The organism is Polluticoccus soli (assembly GCF_029269745.1).
Taxonomy (GTDB): Bacteria; Bacteroidota; Bacteroidia; order Chitinophagales; family Chitinophagaceae; genus Polluticoccus; species Polluticoccus soli.
This window is the reverse complement of sequence record NZ_JARJHT010000001.1, coordinates 2186163-2204248: the sequence shown is the minus strand read 5'-3', so window position 1 is coordinate 2204248 and position 18086 is coordinate 2186163. Positions and strand designations below refer to the sequence as shown.

The window sequence follows — 18086 nt, the reverse complement described above, 5'->3', positions numbered from 1 at the left end:
TTAATTGTATATGACATCTGGTTCCGCGGCCATACTTAGTGTAGTATCTTCCTGTAACAAGTTCTTCAATTCACCAAGTAGCTGTCTACGTTCCTCATCCAGTTGCTCTATCTGAGCAATAATGGTTTCCGGCTTTTCATACTGCTTCTGTTCATACACCACTTCTTTATAGCGGTTAATGCTCAGATCGTAATTGTTATCCTTTATCTCCTTTACCGGTACCAGGAAGCTTTTGTCAGTCCGTTTCCGTTTGGCCTCTTTGCCCAGGTTCTTAAAACGTTCTACTATATCAGCTATATCATTGTCCTTGATCTCCGTCCTCTTGTCATCCAGACTTAAACCATCCGCCTGCATATCGTAAAACCACACTTTATCTGTACCGCCACTGTCTGTCTTAGTAAAGATCAAGACACCGGTGCTTACTCCTGCATAAGGCTTAAATACACCTGAGGGCATAGATATTACTGCTTCCAGCTTGTGGCCGTCAATAATGGTTTTCCTGATTGTTTTGTGTGCATTGCTGTTGCCAAACAATACACCATCCGGAATGATCACTGCTGCCCGTCCGCCCGGTTGCAGCCCTTTCAGTATCAGACCCAGGAATAAGAGCTCGGTTTTCTTACTGTCAACAATGTTCAACAGCTTCGGGTCTACTGCTTCCCTGTCCAGTGAGCCTTTGAACGGCGGATTAGCCAGGATGAGTGTGGCCTTATTGGTAAATGACTGGTTGGCTTCAGAGAGTGCATCTACTGCTATCAGCTTCGGATTTTCTATACCGTGCAGCATCATATTCATAGCTCCTATCCTGATCATGGTAGGGTCAAACTCCATACCCATGAAAGTATTTTCCTGGAACTTTTTTGCTGCTGCAGGTTTCAACAACTCAGTAGCATAGTGTTCTCTCAGGTATTCACCTGCTGCTACGAGGTAACCACAGCTTCCCGCTGAAGGGTCACAGATTATGTCCTCCGGTGTAGGTTGCATCATCTCCACCATCATCTTAATGATGTGTCGGGGAGTTCTGAACTGACCATTCTGTCCAGCGGTAGCTATCTTGCTAAGGAGATATTCATATACATCACCTTTGGTGTCCCTGTCCTCCATGTTGATATCAGAGAGCATGTCCACCACCTGTGCCAGCAGCCTAGGGGTAGGTATCATAAAGGTGGCACCTTTCATGTACCTGGAGAAAGAGCTATCAGATGCCCCCAGGTTTTTCAGGAAATCAAATACACCATTATCCCTTGTAAAGAGTTTGAACATGACATCCGGGTCTGCATTCCGGAACTGGCTCCATCTCAGTTTGGCTTCCTTGTCGGTAAATATGGGATCCTCTACCGGCTTCTTAGTAAAGCTGGCCTTCTGTTCTTTCTGCAGCTGCAGTTCATCAAGCCTCTTAATGAACAACAGGTACGTCATCTGCTCAATGACCGTAATGGGGTTTGAAAGACCTCCCGTCCAGAAGGCATCCCAAACCTTGTCAATTTTATTCTTCAGATCTCCGGTGATCATGTATGTTTATTAAATACTCGTTAAGTGGTTGTGATATTGAGGGTTTAAAGGTAGCTCATTAAAGCTGTAGGCCAATAAATACCAGCGAAATGATTGCGGCTATAATGAAGAACCAATAATAATTCTCTTCAAACAAATCCATGATCGTCGGAGACGTTATAGATGCGATTCGGCCGTGAATTACTGTCGCTGTTTTCCCATGAATTGTCAGATTTCCATTTGCTGGCTGAAAATCTTTGTCACACACGATGCTACCAATTTTCATTTCGTCTGCTTTAGGAACGAAAAAATTTTTACCACTAGTTGAAACAATCGGTTCTAATCTTTTTACAATGTATGTGTCAAGATAGCTAACGACATCTCCATCTGCGATTATGTTCTTATCGTAAAAAACTCCGGGAATATCCGTTACTGATTCTTGCTGTAAGAATAACAGTCCATCAAAAACAAACCCATGCTTGAATAACTTACCGCTCGTTGCTCCATGGTGTTTGACAATAATAGTTTCATTGTCCAGTAGCTCCCATGCCCACTCCTCAAATTGTCCATCTACCGCTATTATAAGACTGTTGTCCCGCTTAAAACGGTACGTAATCAATCTATTTTTATCATCAACAATCGTCCATGGCCTGTCTACAATAAGCTCAATATGATTGAGCATATTACCGAATTTTCGGAGTCGTGGGATAATGTTTGAAATGTAGACTTGCATAGTTTTCGGCTTGTTGTACAGGGTAACAATTGTATTGCAGTTGCTATGAATACCTATTTACGATTTCTAACAGATTCTGGAATTCCTTTTCAGGCTTCCTCCACCAATTAGTAGACCATATCCGGTGAAACACAAAACCTTCCTGTTCCAGTTGTTCCTGCCTGTATATGTCATAATGCCATGATAGTTGGTCACTGTGGTAGGCCGCTCCATCACATTCTATAGCCAGTAGGGTTTTACTTTCCGGTGATTTGGGCAATACTACCATGTCTATTCTGAATCCTCCGCACTTGTATTGAAGCAGTACCCGTTCGGGGCCTATTGCATCTGCCAACCAGGAGTATACTTCCTCTTCAAAAGGTGACTCAGTCAAACCTGTAGAAGTACTTGAAAAATTGGCTTGCCCTAAAGAAACTTTTGAACGGATGTAATCCAGAATGTTATTCTTTTCGAGATTGTCTCCGTCACTTACAGCTTTGCAATAGTCCAGGTAAGCCATTAATCCCGTTCTTCCATCAACCTTGCGGTAGCTTTCCAGTCTATCCCGATACTCGGATATTTTGGCTTCGGGTATAGAGGTAAGAAGGTATACCTTAACCTTGGCCCTGGTAATGATCACATTTAACAGCCTGTGACCATTTTGTTTAATGATCGGGCCAAAGTTCATGATGAACTTGCCATCGGGCTTTACACCAAAAGTGGTAGAGATTAGGATGATATCCCTTTCGTCACCTTGTATGTTCTCCAAGTTCTTTACAAAGAAGCCGTTTTCTTCCAGCTTGACCATCTTGATGTGAAAGTCTTTGTCGTTTAACCGTTCGTCACCGATCATTGTAAGGATATGATTCCTTTGCGTGAGGTTGAAAGTAGCTATGCCTACCGAGTATTGAGGGTCTATTTCATCCCGCAATATCCGGATGATCTCTTCTGCCTCTTTCGTGTTCTTATTTTGCTCATACATGCCGTTGACATGTATATAGCTTATTGGTTTTTCAGATGACCGTTCAGGCATGGGTACCAGCCTGCTGTTATAGAAACATGCATTGGAAAATTCTATCAGATCAGGGTGTTTTGACCGGTAGTGCATATCAAGGTAGGTCTCTTTATAGTCTGCATCAATGGCAAATTCCAGTAGGGACTCTTTAGTGGCCATTCCTTTGGATGCCTCGTCAAGTAAGGCTGAAGAATCATCCTCCTCAGTTTCGTCGTCAGTATCAGAATCATCATCCACAAACTGTGCTGAACTACCGAAATAGTTAGATGGTGGCATCTGTTGACTATCACCGGATACGATTACCTGCTTACCCCGGATAAGAGCTGTAAACGTGTCTTCTATCCTAAGCTGGCTGGCTTCGTCAAAAATTACAAGGTCGAAGAATTCCCGTTGCAGTGGTAGTAAAGAGCTGCAAGTACTTGGGTTCAACATAAGTACAGGGAAGAAGTCTGTAAACGCTGTAAGGTCTGACTGAACTATTTTTCTCAGGGAATTCCTGGTATTTCCTTTTGATCCTCTCAAATTATACAGCTGATTGACAGTTAAATTAAGCTGCTTAACCCGTTGCTGCCCTGCCACAAACCAATCATCAATATTCTTTGAGATGAGCTGTTCCTGATGTTTTTGGATTTTCATTCCCAGGTCCTTCAATACTCTTAGTGTTGAATCATCAGTAGGAAATTTATCATCGGTATCGTGCTCCAGTAATTTCCGGTACAACCAAGCATCTTCGATTGTCCGAACCCATTCATCCGGATTGTGGTCATGCAGAGCTTTTATCCAACTAGTTTCAAAGGCATTTAGCTTACGTTCGAAGCCCACCCATGAAATATAAAATCCGATCTCTTCGTCCAACTTTAGCAAATTAGTCACATACCCTATTAGCTCTTTCTGTAATAGATCCATCGATTGGAGTGCATTCAGATTTTTGCTGTTGGGTAAATTGCTAAAAAGGCGGTTTAATATGCCAAGCAAGTCAGCTAACTCCTGGTGAATTTGGTTAATAACCTCTTTGTGAGCCGGGTTCAATTTTTTACTGCCTTGGTCATTAATACATTCATTGTACCTGGCTTCTGCAATTGCGGGCTGCTTTACAAGTACCAGTGATTTTTTTCCACCGAGCAAATCTGTGGAAAATGGTTCGTTGAATAGGTCTTTCCAATACGAGGTTAAAGACTGTCTGGTAGATTTAGCTGCCGATGACATTTCAATCAGCTGTTTCCATTTTTTGCTAAAGATCGACAGGATTCTTGCCTTAAAGGGTAAATTGAAAATGTCTGCATCGGCAGACCGAGCACTATCTAGAATAGTACTTAGCTTATCTATCTGAGTTAACGTGGCATTTGCCAGTTCATTAACCTGGTCGGTAGTTGTTGCTTTAATTTCAGCCTTGAGCTTTTCAATTTTGTTTGCCAGGTCTGACAGTTTGTATGCTGCTTCTTTTAGTGAGTGAACAACCTCATGATGATAGGCTTTTGAAAGGTCAAGTGGTAGCTTAACGGTGGCACTGAGCTGGGTTAAAGTAGGTTTTGTTTTGCCAAATAGTCTAGCAGCTTCCTCTATTACCCTCAGCAGGTTGTGATATTCATTGTCGGCTGTTCTATCCTGCTGAAATATCCGTTGCAGATTGTAAAGTTTGAATTTGTCTTGTTCAGTCCTCCTTGGTTTGAGCCATTGGCCTACCATATGATTCCATTGCAGGTTTTTCCAAACCGGTTGCTTTAATGCACTGTATTGGCGGTCTATGGTTGAGGCTTTTTCCTCGAAGCTTGAAATGTTTTCGTTCAGTATCTGCTGCAGATGGTGTTTGCTGGCCAGGTAAGATGCCGTTCTTCCGCGAACAGTTTCCACTATGGTTGCCCGATCCCTGGATACATCTTCAATGAGAGCAATAGCCTTTTTTGATTCAGGGATTAGTTTTTCCAGATTGTTCTTAAGGACTTCAAGGGCTGTTCGTTTTTCACATACAACCAATACTTTTTTGTTGTTAGCTAGTGCACTCGATACAATTGCAGTAAGAGTTTGACTTTTGCCAGTACCAGGGGGACCTTGGATCACAATGTTCCGGCTATCCGAAAGTGACCGCAATACTCCATTCTGACTTGGATCTGTTCTCATGGGACTATGTGAGTTGTCCCATGTAAATTCAGACTCGATTTCTGACATTATGTTGTCGTAGTCTGACAGAAGCAGATCAACTTCTTTGATGAGGTTTTGCTTCTGGCTTTTATAGATACCGAACACACCATTCCATAATAGTTTGGTAGGAACATCATTTCTGCCGTTCTTGATCTTTTCCGGGAAGGGTTCCAGTTTTTTATCCTGGTTTGGAGGTATAGCTTCAGCTGATTTGTTGAGGAACTTACTTAGCAATTCACTACAGAAAGAATCAATTTCAGCGGGATCCATTATTCCGTCTTCCAGCATTTCTTCGGAGATAACCGGCAGCTTCAAGTGCTCTTCGTTTTCCATGAATGATGTTAATACTTCATTCACTCTAATTTCAGAGTCACTATCCCTGGAGATAACCCATTCATTCGGTTTGTCAAACGATTGTTTGATATCAAGTGGGAATATGAAAACCGGTGCCGCTATTACTTTTGCCGGATCCCTAGGGTGTTGTCTAACCAGAATTGGAAAGCCAAACCCAAAAGTTTCCACGCCATGTTCTTTTAAATAGTCATCGTAGTCAAACTTTATAGAAGACAGTCGTTTGCCTATCCTTGCCAGTTTCCCCGCATCTTCCTCTTTTCGGTTTGTAAAGTTGATAGCTACATTAAACGTAAATGTTCGTTGGCTTGTCAATGTGTCGAGGAATTGTTTTCCTAAGCCATTCTTGATAACGTTTAGATCTGACAGCGGAAGCCTTGAAACTAGTCGGCCAGGATTTGCATTTAATAGAATTGACCGTGAATCTCCAATAGCAAGTTTTTGCTTAAGTAAGCCGGCGAATGACTTAGTAAGTTTCATAGAAGTACTGTTAGGGGATGAAATGGACGGAAAAAGTACTCATAAACATAGAATAATGCAAGTATATGTGAAGTGTCTTAGTTGTGTAATTTGTTCTGACTCAATAGACTTTTTTGGAGCTGCTCCATGTCAGCGGCTATTTTTATCTCTCCAACCTTTGCATACACCTGTGTCATGGTGATTTTAGAATGTCCTAGCATTTTGCTTACTGTCTCAAGCGGCACTCCACTTTGTAGGGTTATAGTAGTAGCAAAAGTGTGGCGGGAAAGGTGACTGTGTAGCGTTTTCGATATCCCTGCCAGTTCCTGAATAGCTTTTAGATACTTATTCATTTTCTGGTTGCTGCACACTGGAAATACAGGTTTGTCAGCAGAGGAAGCTAAGTCCAGGTATTTCATCAGTATTTCCATTGCAGGTGGTAACAGTGGCAACGAGAACAGATTATTTGTTTTAGCACGTTCCATCCTGATCCACACCTGTCCTGATTGTTGTGACAGTAGATGCCTGGGTGCTAACTTCTTTACATCGGAGTAAGCTAAACCAGTAAACACCTGGAATATGAACACATCCCTTACCTTCTCTAATTTGACTGTCTGCAATTCCAGTGACCGGATACTCTCTATCTCCTCCCAGGTTAGAGCCTCCCGGTGAACTGGCTTCATCCGTACCGAGTAAGAAGATATTGGACTTGTAGCCAGGTAACCCATCTTAATAGCATAGTTTACCACTTTCTTCAACCGTTGCAGATGCTTTGCACCTCCATTCTGAGTGCAAGTCTTTACTGTGGTCAACCAGATAAAATACTGCTCACAGAAACGTGGGTTAACTTGCTTAAGAGGTATGTCCTGGCGGTTGAATTCATTCTTCAGGAATTCCTGTAGATGAGATAGAGTGGTCTTGTAATTCTTGTAACTGCCCTGGCTGTATTGTGTTCCAATCTGCATTTCAAATGCCCGGTTATGTTCTTCAACCACTTTAATGAGTGTCTGATTTGTTGCTACAGGTTCATTGTTCACTACCTGCTGTATAGTGATTGCAGTTACTTCCTGCTTACTGAGGTGAAGCTGATTGATGATCTGAATGTATTTGCTTTTGAGTTCAAAAAGAATTCCGTTGATACCTGATGCAGTCTTAATACCGGTTACCTGCTGTTTCTTATTGTTCCAGTTTGTAGGAGGAATAGCTTGCTTTGTAGAGAGGGCAATTTTCCCCTCGGGAAGGGTTATCCGCATGTAAATAGGTGCTGTTCCATCAGCTTGTTTCCTCTCTGTACGGAGGAAAAAATTGATCGTATACGACAACATAATTCGGGATTTAAATATTGTGAAAACACCATCTATGTGGTGTTCAGAAATGATTGACTGTGGTAGTGATTTTGGTGTTCAGAATCGGCTATAAAACGGATGTTTTAAGTGTGCCAGATATCTGGAGAGAAGATGTAGAAATTCCTTGAAGCCCTTTACAGGATGGGATTTCAATAAAATAGAAAAGCCCAGTATTTCTACTGAGCTTTCATTGTTCGTCGGGAAGACAGGATTCGAACCTGCGACCCCCTGGTCCCAAACCAGATGCGCTACCGGCCTGCGCTACTTCCCGAACCTTATTGACAGCGAACCGTCAATGTTTTTGTGGCCTGCGGTGAGGGCGGGATTCGAACCCGCGGTACGGTTTAACCCGTACGACAGTTTAGCAAACTATTGGATTCGGCCACTCTCCCACCTCACCTATAACTACTGCAAGACTAGCTCACAGCTAATAAAGAACTACTTGGTTTCCCTTTTGGGGACTGCAAAGATAGATTTATTACGGAAATAACAAAAAGTTTTTGCAGCATTTTTATAAGCTGGCCAACTGCACTTTTTGCTGAAGCTCAAGAAGATGCTCTTTGTACTCCGAATCAGTATCCATCAGGTTCTCCACCGTTTGGCAAGAGTGTATCACGGTCGTATGATCGAAACCTCCAAAGTGTTCGCCGATATTCTTCAGCGAGCTCTTGGTAAACTTCTTTGCCAGGAACATGGTGATCTGCCTTGCCTGCACCACTTCGCGCTTACGGGTCTTGGCCAGCAGGCGGTCGTATGGCAGATGGAAGTATTCACACACCATCTTCTGTATGTTCTCGATAGTCAGCTCACGTGCTGCCGTCTTCACAAAATTCTTCATCACACGCTTAGCCAAGTCTATATCGATCTCTTTTTTATTCAGCGTAGCCTGTGCGAACAGTGCGATCAATGCACCTTCCAGTTCACGCACATTGCTCTGCACATTATATGCTACGTATTTTACTACTTCTTCAGGTATCTCCAGGCCTTCCTGTTTCATCTTCACCTGCAGTATCTGCTGGCGTGTTTCAAAGTCGGGCGCCTGTATGTCAGCATTCAGTCCCCAGCGGAAACGGCTCAGCAGGCGTTCCTGCATACCTTCCATATCCTTAGGTGGTGTATCGCTGGTCAATATTATCTGCTTACCACTCTGGTGCAGGTGGTTGAAGATAGCAAAGAATACATCCTGCGTTTTTGTTGCAGGAACGAACAGGTGAATGTCATCCAGTATCAACACATCTATCAGCTGGTAGAAGTGAATGAAATCGTTGATCTCGTTATTCTTTGAGTGCTCGATAAATTGGTTGATGAATTTCTCGGCACTTACATATAATACAGCTTTGTTTGGATGCAGGCGGCGAACTTCGTTACCTATTGCCTGCACCAGGTGGGTTTTACCCCAACCTACTCCACCAAATACCACCAGCGGATTGAAAGCGGTTGCTCCTGGCTTTTGCGCTACGTGCATACCAGCCGAACGTGCTACCCTATTGCAATCACCTTCTACATAATTATCAAAAATGTAGTTGCCATTCAGCTGCGGGTCTATTTGCATGCGCTTCAGGCCCGGGATAGCATAAGGTGTTTTAATATTATGCGGGTCATCCCATTTCAGGGGCATGTCCACATAGTTATTTTCCTTCGATGGTTTTGTGTGTGTACGGCCGGGCATGTTGATAGAGGCCGGCTTGCGAGCCGAATTGCTCTCCATCATGATGCGATACTCCAAACGACCTTCTTTGCCTAATACACGTTTGATGGTTTTACCAAGCAATTCTACATAGTGCTCTTCCAGCCATTCGTAAAAGAACTGGCTTGGCACCTGAAGTGTCAATATATTATTAGATAGTGCAACGGCCTTGATCGGCTCAAACCATGTTTGGAATGTGCGCCAGTTGACGTTGTCTTTGATAATACCTAAACATTTCTCCCAAGCTCCCTCCGCCTCATTTAAAATATTGTCTGTTGTGTTGTATAGATTATTATCCATTTTGGAGTTTACTCGTTCAATCAAGTGATACCAAATTATGTAAATCCTGTATTAGTAAAGCGACAAAAACTTCCATGCCGAAAAAATTCATTTCATTTTACGGATCAAATTCTCACTAAGCCCAAACCAAAAAAATGTATTATCTCAGACGCTGCAAGACCGGTTTCACGTTTCGTTTTTTCCTACTGTCGCATTTCTAAAGCAGGAGGACGAAATTGCTAACAATTTGTGTAAAAAAAAAATTTCACAGCCCTTGTTTGTTTACTTCGGAATACAGAATGCCTCAAGGTAAGTTTGGAACTCTTTTTGCTACTGCAAAAAACTTTTTGGTCAAAATTTAATCTCGTTTTTTGTTGCTTTTCCAGAAAATATTTCTTCAAATTCCGTACCTATTTTTGGGTAGTGACAAAACGTCGTCCAGTAATAAATTTTTTAGAACAGCGTATCATCTCACCTGTCAAACAGTTCATCCATGACAGCCGTGCAGTGGGTATTGTACTGATAGGATGCACGTTGCTTTCACTCATTGTAAGCAACAGTTCCTGGTCGGGAAGTTATATCGCATTTTGGGAAAAAGAATTTCACATTCCTATTCCCCAATTACAATTACCACATTCTATTCTCCATCTTATTAATGATGGACTAATGGCGTTCTTTTTCTTCCTGGTAGGAATGGAAATAAAACGCGAATTGATGGTAGGCGAGTTATCCAGCATAAAAAAATCAATTGTGCCGGTGATTGCTGCTGTGGGTGGAATGGTTGTACCGGCAACTATATATATACTATGGTGTGGCGGCACAGGGTTTAGCAAAGGATGGGGAATACCTATGGCAACTGATATTGCTTTTTCGTTAGGCGTATTATCTCTATTGGGTAAACGCGCTCCACTGTCGCTACGTATATTTCTTACTGCGCTCGCCATCATCGACGATCTTGGCGGCATTCTGGCTATCGCGCTGTTTTATACTGAAGATATAAATACAACTTACCTGCTATTGGCATTGACAACATTAGTTGTGCTGACATTGATGAACATATTAAAGGTGAAGCGCCACGCATTGTTTTTTATTGCAGGCATCGTGTTGTGGTACCTGGTTTATAATTCGGGCGTACATGCAACCATTGCAGGTGTGCTGCTGGCATTCACTATCCCACTCAGAAAAATTGACAAGCTTGAAAACACATTACACGATCCTGTGAATTTTGTGATACTGCCTTTGTTTGCCCTGGCCAATACAGCGATCGTTTTGCCGGCAGACTCTGGAGTTATTTTTTCTTCTACTGTACACCACGGAATTTTTCTGGGGCTGGTAGCCGGCAAACCAATAGGTATTTTTCTATTCAGCTTCGCTGCAGTAAAACTTGGCATCGGCACATTGCCAACCGGCATGCATTGGAAACAATTACTAGGCATGGGCATGATAGCAGGTATCGGTTTCACCATGTCGATATTTATTGCCACCCTCGCGTTTGCAGATCCCGGCATACAACTCATCGCAAAAGTTGCGATAATCGGTGCATCTGTCACGGCAGGCATCGCGGGCTTTCTCTACCTGAAGTTGCTGTCAAGAAAAAAACTGCATGCGTCCATACTTGCGGCAAAAAAATAAGTCCCGCATTTGCAGAACTTATTCTCATTATTATTTAACCCGGTCAACTTTATTGGTCAGCCCACCTAGTGTTGGGCAATGATGGCATTCGGCACTTTGTTGCTCACTGGTTTTAGTGACTGCAGATAGTCGAATATTGCTTCCGCATCACCATCTGAAATATTCACGAGGTTTTGCCAGGGCATAGGTGGCAGCAATGTTCGCTCTGCTTCTATGCCCTTGAATTTACCTTTCTTGATAGCTGTTTTAAAATTATCTATTGTCCAACCAGCCAGGCCTGTTGCATCTGGTGTCAGGTTGGCGGCAAACGACATACCCCATGGACCAGCAAACGATGTGATACCACTGCTCATGATGATCCATTCACCTTTACGAGTGAGCGCCGTATCAAATCCACTGGATGGCACTGAACCGTTGTGGCCAGACAGCATACGGGAAGAATCCAACACAGGTCCTTGCGCTGTCATCTTTTTCGGTGTGTGACAGTCGTTGCATCCCATTACAGTCACCAGGTATTCGCCGCGTTTGATGCGTTCTTCTTTGGTACCGGACGGAGTGGCTTCTGCATTGGCTATCGCCTCGGCGGCCTTTTCTGATTTTTGATTGCAGGCGGTAAACACAGCTGCTACCGTGAAAAGAAGGAGAATGGAGTTTTTCATATGATGTGTTTGGTAAAGTGTACACATGAAGATATTACAAATACCAACAAATCAAAACGAAACTAGCCCGCAAAAGCGGGCTAGTTTGCAAAAAAGTATAAATCTGGACTAGATAGCCCTGTTCGGATCGAAAGCTTCAAGTTCGTTGGCAACAGCAGTTAAGAAGCTGGCGCCCAGTGAACCGTCTACAATACGGTGATCGTAACTCAGCGACAGGTACATCATGTGACGGATTGCGATCACGTCACCATGCTCAGTTTCCATTACCATCGGGCGTTTTTTAATGCTGCCCACAGCCAATATCGCTACCTGCGGCTGGTTGATAATTGGTGTACCCATCAGGCTACCGAATGTACCAACGTTGGTCATAGTGAAAGTACCGCCTTGTGTGTCGTCGGCTTTCAGCTTGTTGCCACGGGCTGCATTTGCCAGGCCGTTCACATCGCGGCTCAGGCCAAGCAGGTTCTTAGTGTCTGCATTTTTAATTACAGGCACTATCAGGTTACCGCTAGGCAGAGCCGTAGCCATACCTATATTGATATCCTTCTTGATAATGATCTTATCACCGTCAACGCTGGCATTGATCATCGGGTATTTGCGGATGCAATTCACGATGGCTTCAATGAAGATCGGCGTGAAAGTGATCTTCTCACCATATTTCTTTTCAAATTCTTTCTTCGCTTTATCTCTCCAGTTCACGATGTTCGTCACATCAGCTTCAGTAAAGCTAGTAACGTGCGGAGAGGTAGCTTTGCTGCGCACCATGTGGTCTGCTATCAGCTTGCGCATGCGGTCCATCTCAATGATCTCTACATTGCCGCCGTAGCTAGCTGCTGATGCAGCAGGTGCAGGAGCGGGCGCAGCCTGTGGTTGCGCTGTCGGAGCAGGTGCTGCTTGTACAGCGCCGTTGCCGCGATTGGCCACATAGTTCAGTATATCTTTCTTAGTTACACGCCCTTCGTTGCCTGTACCTGGTATTCTTTCCAGCTCAGCCATACCGATGCCTTCTTTACCGGCAATGTTCAGTACCAGCGGAGAATAAAAACGGTTGCCTGATGCTGCGCCTGCAGGTGCAGCAGTGTGTGCTACAGGTTGTGCCGCTGGCTGCGGTGCCGGAGCTGCCTGCGGTTGTGGTGCAGGTTGTGCCGGTGCAGCTGCTGGCTGCGGTGCGGGCTGGCTTGCGCCGGCGCCTACCGTGTCTATCCTGGCTATAACGGTGCCCACTGGCACTACATCGTTCTCTTTGAACAGCACTTCGGTAATAGTACCCTCGGCTGTAGACGGCACTTCACTGTCTACCTTATCGGTGGCTATTTCCAGCACGGTCTCGTCCATGCGCACTTTGTCGCCGGCCTTCTTGTGCCACTTCAGTACGGTAGCCTCCATTATACTCTCACCCATCTTGGGCATTACCAGGTCTACTATCGCCATAATAGATTTTTATTTAATCTCTTTTTGAAATGTGGTGCAAAAATAAACAAATGGAGTAAAAGACCGGAAGGAATTATACAATGCCTTTATAACTATTGTATTGCATCCCTGAAATCCCTGCGCCGAACGAGTTTCAGGTCCTGCAGTATCTGGGCTTTTACATTCAGCTGGAACTGGAAGTTCTTGTTAAGACCAAACGGAACGGTGCTCAGCCGCATTTCCCAGCAATGCAGGTCGCGGTATATTGACAACTGTGTCACTGACAGCTGTTCTTCTGTAAAGTTATAACCACTCTGTATCTCGAACTTCCAACGAGGTGTCAGATTAAAATCACCCGAGAACATCGCCGTATGATAGAATGCCAGGGTATCCTGCTGCAGTAACTTGTCGTAATTCCTTGCTACGGTTGCATTATAACTAAATGACAAGTTCCAGGGCACGTTAAAGTCCACATAGTCATTATACCTCCCATATGACAACAGGCGTTCATATTCCTCAGTTTGGGCTTCGGGTTTGTTCCTATTCCTGTCGTTCGGCACTGATCGTAGGCTGCCACCGATACTTGCATTCGCCTGTCTGAACCGCACTACCCCCCCGCCTCTCTCCAGCAGCGTGCTGTTGATATTGCGTCCGAGGGTATAATCAAAATCATAAGGATCGAATACTGCCCCTGCCTGTATGTTCAAAACATTGAACAGGTTTGTAGCAAAACGCATCGTAACAAGCGACCACCTGAAACTGTCTTTTGCAAGATCATATCCGCCGTTGATGCTAAAGTTATCTATCAACCTTATGTTCTTTGAACCTACAGAATCCTTACCATCCTTGGTGCGCACTTTTATCTGCAGGTTGTTGTCTATACCAAAGGCCAGCATGCTGCTGAAATTACCGAACTGCCCATTGGGCGCAAACCCAAGCGAATTTTCAAATGTAGACCTGTATATCGGGGTCTGCCCGCCTTCCAGGGTTTGATAACCATACCTGAACGGAGCCGCGGCATAATCGGGCGTAAAGGTAAGCGACGCACTCGGGGTGAGTACATGACGAATGCCCATCAACTTACTACCTCCCCTGAACATTCTCAAACCATAGATACGTGTATTCGCGCCAACACTGGCATTGAAATCACGCGCAGTGAAAAAACCTTTGTAGACATTAGTATCCAGCCTGTCTTCTGCGGGATTAAAGAAGTGGTAGGTTTTTCGGGTCAACCAATATTCATTATAGTTGGCGCCAAAGGTCATATTGATAAAGCGGAGCACATTATAGGAAGCGCTGATCGGAATGTTGTGGTGAATACCGTTATCGAAATCACCCAGCGACAGTTTGCGCAGGCTAAAAGTGCTATCGATAAAATCGGTACGGTTCAGCGCATTGAAGTTGTACTGCGCGGTGATCTTTTCATACCACCTGTTGCCTGTGCTCGATTTACCTTCAAACGGGTTGAACTGCGCCACAAAGAAGTTCACCTCCGGCAACAGCACATTCACCTCGCGCGTCTGGTTATTCTGACTATGGCGGGCACTCACAGTTAGCGAGTACGGCTTGTTCTGCCACGACTTCTGGTAAGTAATGTTCGATTGGTACTGGTTCTGTAATATCTGGTTTACCGTGTACGAGTTGAAGTTGTTATAGGTAGCAGTACCGAATACAACCGAGGCGTTGAAATTGACCCCCGGGCGCGATTTGGCATCTGACCTGTGCTCCCAGTTAGCTTTAAAATCTTTGCTGATACCGGCGCCTTGCTCCCATACTTCGCCAGTCTTATTATACGCATATGCCAGCGAGAGACCGCCGCTATAATGGTAACGGTTGGTATAACTACTCACACCACTTACATTATAGCTACCGCGCGAGTAAACGTCGCCGGTCACCAGGAAATCAACATATTCATTAATGGCAAAATAATAGCCGCCCTGCTGCAGGCCCACACCACGACGTTCCTCAATAGTATACATCGGCAGCCTGAAGCCAGACCGCTGTCCCTGGCTAATAGGAAATAAACCAAACGGCAGGAATATCGGGGTAGGAACTTCTTCAATATTAATATTAGCCGGACCACTGGCGATCACCTTATTGGGTATCACTTTGATCTTTTTTGCTTTGATACCAAAGTGTGGCGTATCGAGCGCGCAAGTCGTATATACGCTTTGCAAGCCATAAATAGATTGATCGGGATTACGTTTTATCTGCTGGCTGTGTACAAAGCCCTCGCCGTATTGCGTGCGTGCGTTTCTTACGATCGCGCGCTTGCTCTTGAAATTATATTGCAGCGAATCGTAAGTAAACTTTTCCTGGCCCTGTGTAAACGAAGGCCGCGCCAGCTGTGCGCCTGAACTATCGAACGAGGGGGACGCTGTCACCAAATTGCTCTCCTGCGCATAGGCTATCTCACCTGCATTGAGCTGCAGGTCCTCGTAGTTCACCTGGGCGTCACCGTATAGATAGAACAGGTTACGTTCCATATCCATTACCGCAGAGTCTGTAGCCTTTGATGTCACCACCGACTCCAGCGCATCTGGCGATAAACGGATACCCAGTCTGTTTTCGATGCTTCCGCCTGCAGTTGTGTCTGCCCCTGTGCTATCAATAGCCAGCGTATCGCCGGTTAGAGAATCGGTCTCGTAGCGGTACACCGTATCCGGTTTCATTGCACCACCAGGTAGTTTGATGGTATCAACCGCCTTATAGATTGTTGTGGTGTCAGCGGGGCCAAACCTGTCCGCACCTTTCCTAACCTTTTGGGCCTCAGCGGTTGTTGTTAAAAACAATGTAAAAATGACTGCCAAAATAGGGGTAAGGCAGTGCATCAATTGAAATTTTGGAATAATTTTACCGCACCAGTTCATGAAGGTGTACAAAAATAGGCAATTGCTGCGTTTGAGATCGAGGAATTGTACATTATTAAAACATTGAACGTTTCCGTAATCAAATGCGAACCAAACTCTTATTATTCATATGGGCGTGCGCGATGATGCCCACCCTTGTATTGGCTAACGGCAAAAAGATAACAAAAATTGTGATAGACGCCGGTCACGGCGGTACCGACAATGGCGCCCGCGGTAAAATCTCGGCTGAAAAAGACCTGACCCTGGATGTGGCACTACGCCTTGGCAAGATGATCCAGGATAGCCTTCCCGGCGTTAAAGTGATCTATACACGTACTACCGATATCTACCCCAAACTGGAAGAAAGGCACGAAGTAGCCAATCGGTCGGCTGCCGATCTTTTTATATCTATTCACGTAAATGCGACCGCTGCCCGTGTGGAACGCGTACATGCCGGCTATAAAACCGTAAAAAAAGGCAAGAAGAAAGTAAAGCAGGCAGTATATAAAACTATTCGTCATACAGAGACTGCCGCCAGCGGCACTGAAACTTATGTGCTAGGTCTGCACCGCAGCTCTCAAAAAGAGGACGCGATAGGTGAATACGGCGAAATGGTAGCCCAGGAACCGGGAATGCTTGATGTCAACGACCCGCAGACCGCGATCGTCGTTGCGCAATATGCCTCGGCATTCCTTTCGCGCAGCGTATCGCTGGGTACCAAGATTCAGAATGAGTTCTCCCGCCAGGGGCGCCAGGATAAAGGCGTAAAACAAATGGGACTGGAAGTATTGGCCGGCAGCGCCATGCCGGGTGTGCTGGTAGAGATCGGTTTTATCAACAACCCCGAGGAGGAGATCTATCTCAATTCCGCCGCCGGACAGAACGAAGTAACCAATGCCATATTCAGGGGCATCAGGTCTTACAAGGCCGAAGTAGAGCGATAGACTTATTTATAATATAAGCACTTCAGCGCGGTGCACCAATTAAAAAATTGCGGTCAATATTAATTTGAGCGCCAGTTGCTTTTTAAGATTGTTTCTTTTATCTTTAAGCTTCGTTAAATAAAATAATTTGTGCTAATGAAAGCCCGTTTAAAAACTATTATTCTGTCGGCACTGGGTGCTATTTCTGCTTTCGGTGCGGTAACATATTCTTCTTGTAGCCCCGATAAATGTAAATCGATCGTATGTGCGTATGGTGGTGTGTGTAAAGAAGGTACTTGTATCTGCCCAACCGGTTATGAAGGCTTCCAATGCGAAACTATAGTTCGTGACAAATACAGGGGTGTGTGGCGTGTGTTTGAAAAAGGTTCTCGTTCAAGGTCGTCGGCATATGAAGTTACTATCGACTACGGCACTAACATGACCGACATGGTTATCAAAAACTTCTACAACAAACTGGCAACCCCGGTTAACGTTCGTGTAAAGGGTGATACTATGTTCATTCCTCAGCAAACTGTTGAAGGATATGAAATAAAAGGTATGGGTCTTCTTAGTGAACATGACCTGTATGGCAAAAACGGCCAGCTGAAAGTAACTTACAGCATCAAACTGCCTGACGGACGCGTGAACGACTTCGGTACGAACGGCCTGGGCGATGTTTCTGACTGGCACAAATAAGCTTGATCTTTATTCCAATAAAAAACCTCTTAGCAATGCTAAGAGGTTTTTCTTTTTATATCCTTTGGGCTAGTCCACCCAGCCGTCTTTCTTGTAACACTCAAATCCACGTTTTGTCAGCTGGTTGAGTTCTTCAAACAATGCAGGCTCCGGTTTTTTGAAGTTGAAACAGCTCTTGCCCTGCATGCGCTTCTTTAACTCAGGGCTCATTCCCTCCAGCAACGATGGTTGGGCATATACTGGCATCAGGTAGTAACTGATGTAGCTCTTTCCACGACGTACCGCGCCGAAAAACATCGGGTAACCTTTCTTTACTTCCTTCTTGCAATCCAGGTAAAACGATTCTTCCGAGTCAGCCTTCACATCCATCTTAGGCGCATAGGGCTCCAGCATCTTCTTCAGCGACTGGAATATTTCATCTTGTACGGCATCGTCCAT

Annotated in this window: 12 protein-coding genes and 2 tRNA genes; 3 read left to right on the top strand and 11 right to left on the bottom strand. The window is 44.6% G+C overall.

Annotated elements, in window-relative coordinates; all coding sequences use genetic code 11:
• From P2W83_RS09630 to dnaA, 7 genes are all read right to left on the bottom strand, one after another.
• Entirely contained in the window at positions 1–1512 is a 1512-nt protein-coding gene (locus P2W83_RS09630) for a type I restriction-modification system subunit M (protein ID WP_276133507.1), read from the bottom strand.
• 58 nt (positions 1513–1570) lie between these two features.
• Positions 1571–2173, bottom strand: a complete 603-nt coding sequence (locus P2W83_RS09625) for a hypothetical protein (RefSeq protein ID WP_276133506.1) — start codon at positions 2171–2173, stop codon at positions 1571–1573.
• Between the two features lie 94 nt (positions 2174–2267).
• Positions 2268–6188 carry an AAA domain-containing protein gene (locus P2W83_RS09620; protein ID WP_276133505.1) on the bottom strand — a complete coding sequence of 1307 codons (3921 nt, stop codon included), beginning with the start codon at positions 6186–6188 and terminating at the stop codon, positions 2268–2270.
• Between the two features lie 77 nt (positions 6189–6265).
• Positions 6266–7492, bottom strand: coding sequence for a site-specific integrase (locus tag P2W83_RS09615; RefSeq protein WP_276133504.1), 1227 nt, complete (start codon positions 7490–7492; stop codon positions 6266–6268).
• A 218-nt stretch (positions 7493–7710) separates the two neighbouring features.
• Positions 7711–7784, bottom strand: a tRNA-Pro gene (locus P2W83_RS09610).
• A gap of 40 nt (positions 7785–7824) precedes the next feature.
• Positions 7825–7913 (bottom strand) — tRNA-Ser (locus P2W83_RS09605).
• A 111-nt stretch (positions 7914–8024) separates the two neighbouring features.
• Positions 8025–9500, bottom strand: a complete 1476-nt coding sequence (gene dnaA, locus P2W83_RS09600) for a chromosomal replication initiator protein DnaA (protein WP_276133503.1) — start codon at positions 9498–9500, stop codon at positions 8025–8027.
• Between the two features lie 402 nt (positions 9501–9902).
• On the opposite strand from dnaA, the gene nhaA reads away from it, so the two are divergent.
• Positions 9903–11111, top strand: coding sequence for a Na+/H+ antiporter NhaA (gene nhaA / locus P2W83_RS09595; protein ID WP_276133502.1), 1209 nt, complete (start codon positions 9903–9905; stop codon positions 11109–11111).
• 65 nt (positions 11112–11176) lie between these two features.
• Here nhaA and P2W83_RS09590 read toward each other — a convergent pair whose 3' ends face one another.
• The 3 genes from P2W83_RS09590 to P2W83_RS09580 form a co-directional block, all read right to left on the bottom strand.
• Complete coding sequence (locus P2W83_RS09590) at positions 11177–11770, bottom strand: diheme cytochrome c-553 (protein ID WP_276133501.1); 594 nt, start codon at positions 11768–11770, stop codon at positions 11177–11179.
• A gap of 108 nt (positions 11771–11878) precedes the next feature.
• Positions 11879–13201, bottom strand: a complete 1323-nt coding sequence (locus tag P2W83_RS09585; RefSeq protein ID WP_276133500.1) for a dihydrolipoamide acetyltransferase family protein — start codon at positions 13199–13201, stop codon at positions 11879–11881.
• Between the two features lie 92 nt (positions 13202–13293).
• Positions 13294–16011 carry a putative LPS assembly protein LptD gene (locus P2W83_RS09580; RefSeq protein WP_276133499.1) on the bottom strand — a complete coding sequence of 906 codons (2718 nt, stop codon included), beginning with the start codon at positions 16009–16011 and terminating at the stop codon, positions 13294–13296.
• A 122-nt stretch (positions 16012–16133) separates the two neighbouring features.
• Here P2W83_RS09580 and P2W83_RS09575 point away from each other — a divergent pair, with 122 nt between their 5' ends.
• Both P2W83_RS09575 and P2W83_RS09570 read left to right on the top strand, forming a co-directional pair.
• Entirely contained in the window at positions 16134–16973 is an 840-nt protein-coding gene (locus tag P2W83_RS09575; RefSeq protein WP_276133498.1) for an N-acetylmuramoyl-L-alanine amidase family protein, read from the top strand.
• A 135-nt stretch (positions 16974–17108) separates the two neighbouring features.
• Entirely contained in the window at positions 17109–17648 is a 540-nt protein-coding gene (locus P2W83_RS09570) for a hypothetical protein (protein ID WP_276133497.1), read from the top strand.
• 69 nt (positions 17649–17717) lie between these two features.
• On the opposite strand, the gene P2W83_RS09565 is transcribed toward P2W83_RS09570, so the two are convergent.
• A complete protein-coding gene (locus P2W83_RS09565) occupies positions 17718–18086 on the bottom strand; it encodes a hypothetical protein (protein ID WP_276133496.1) in 369 nt (122 codons plus the stop codon).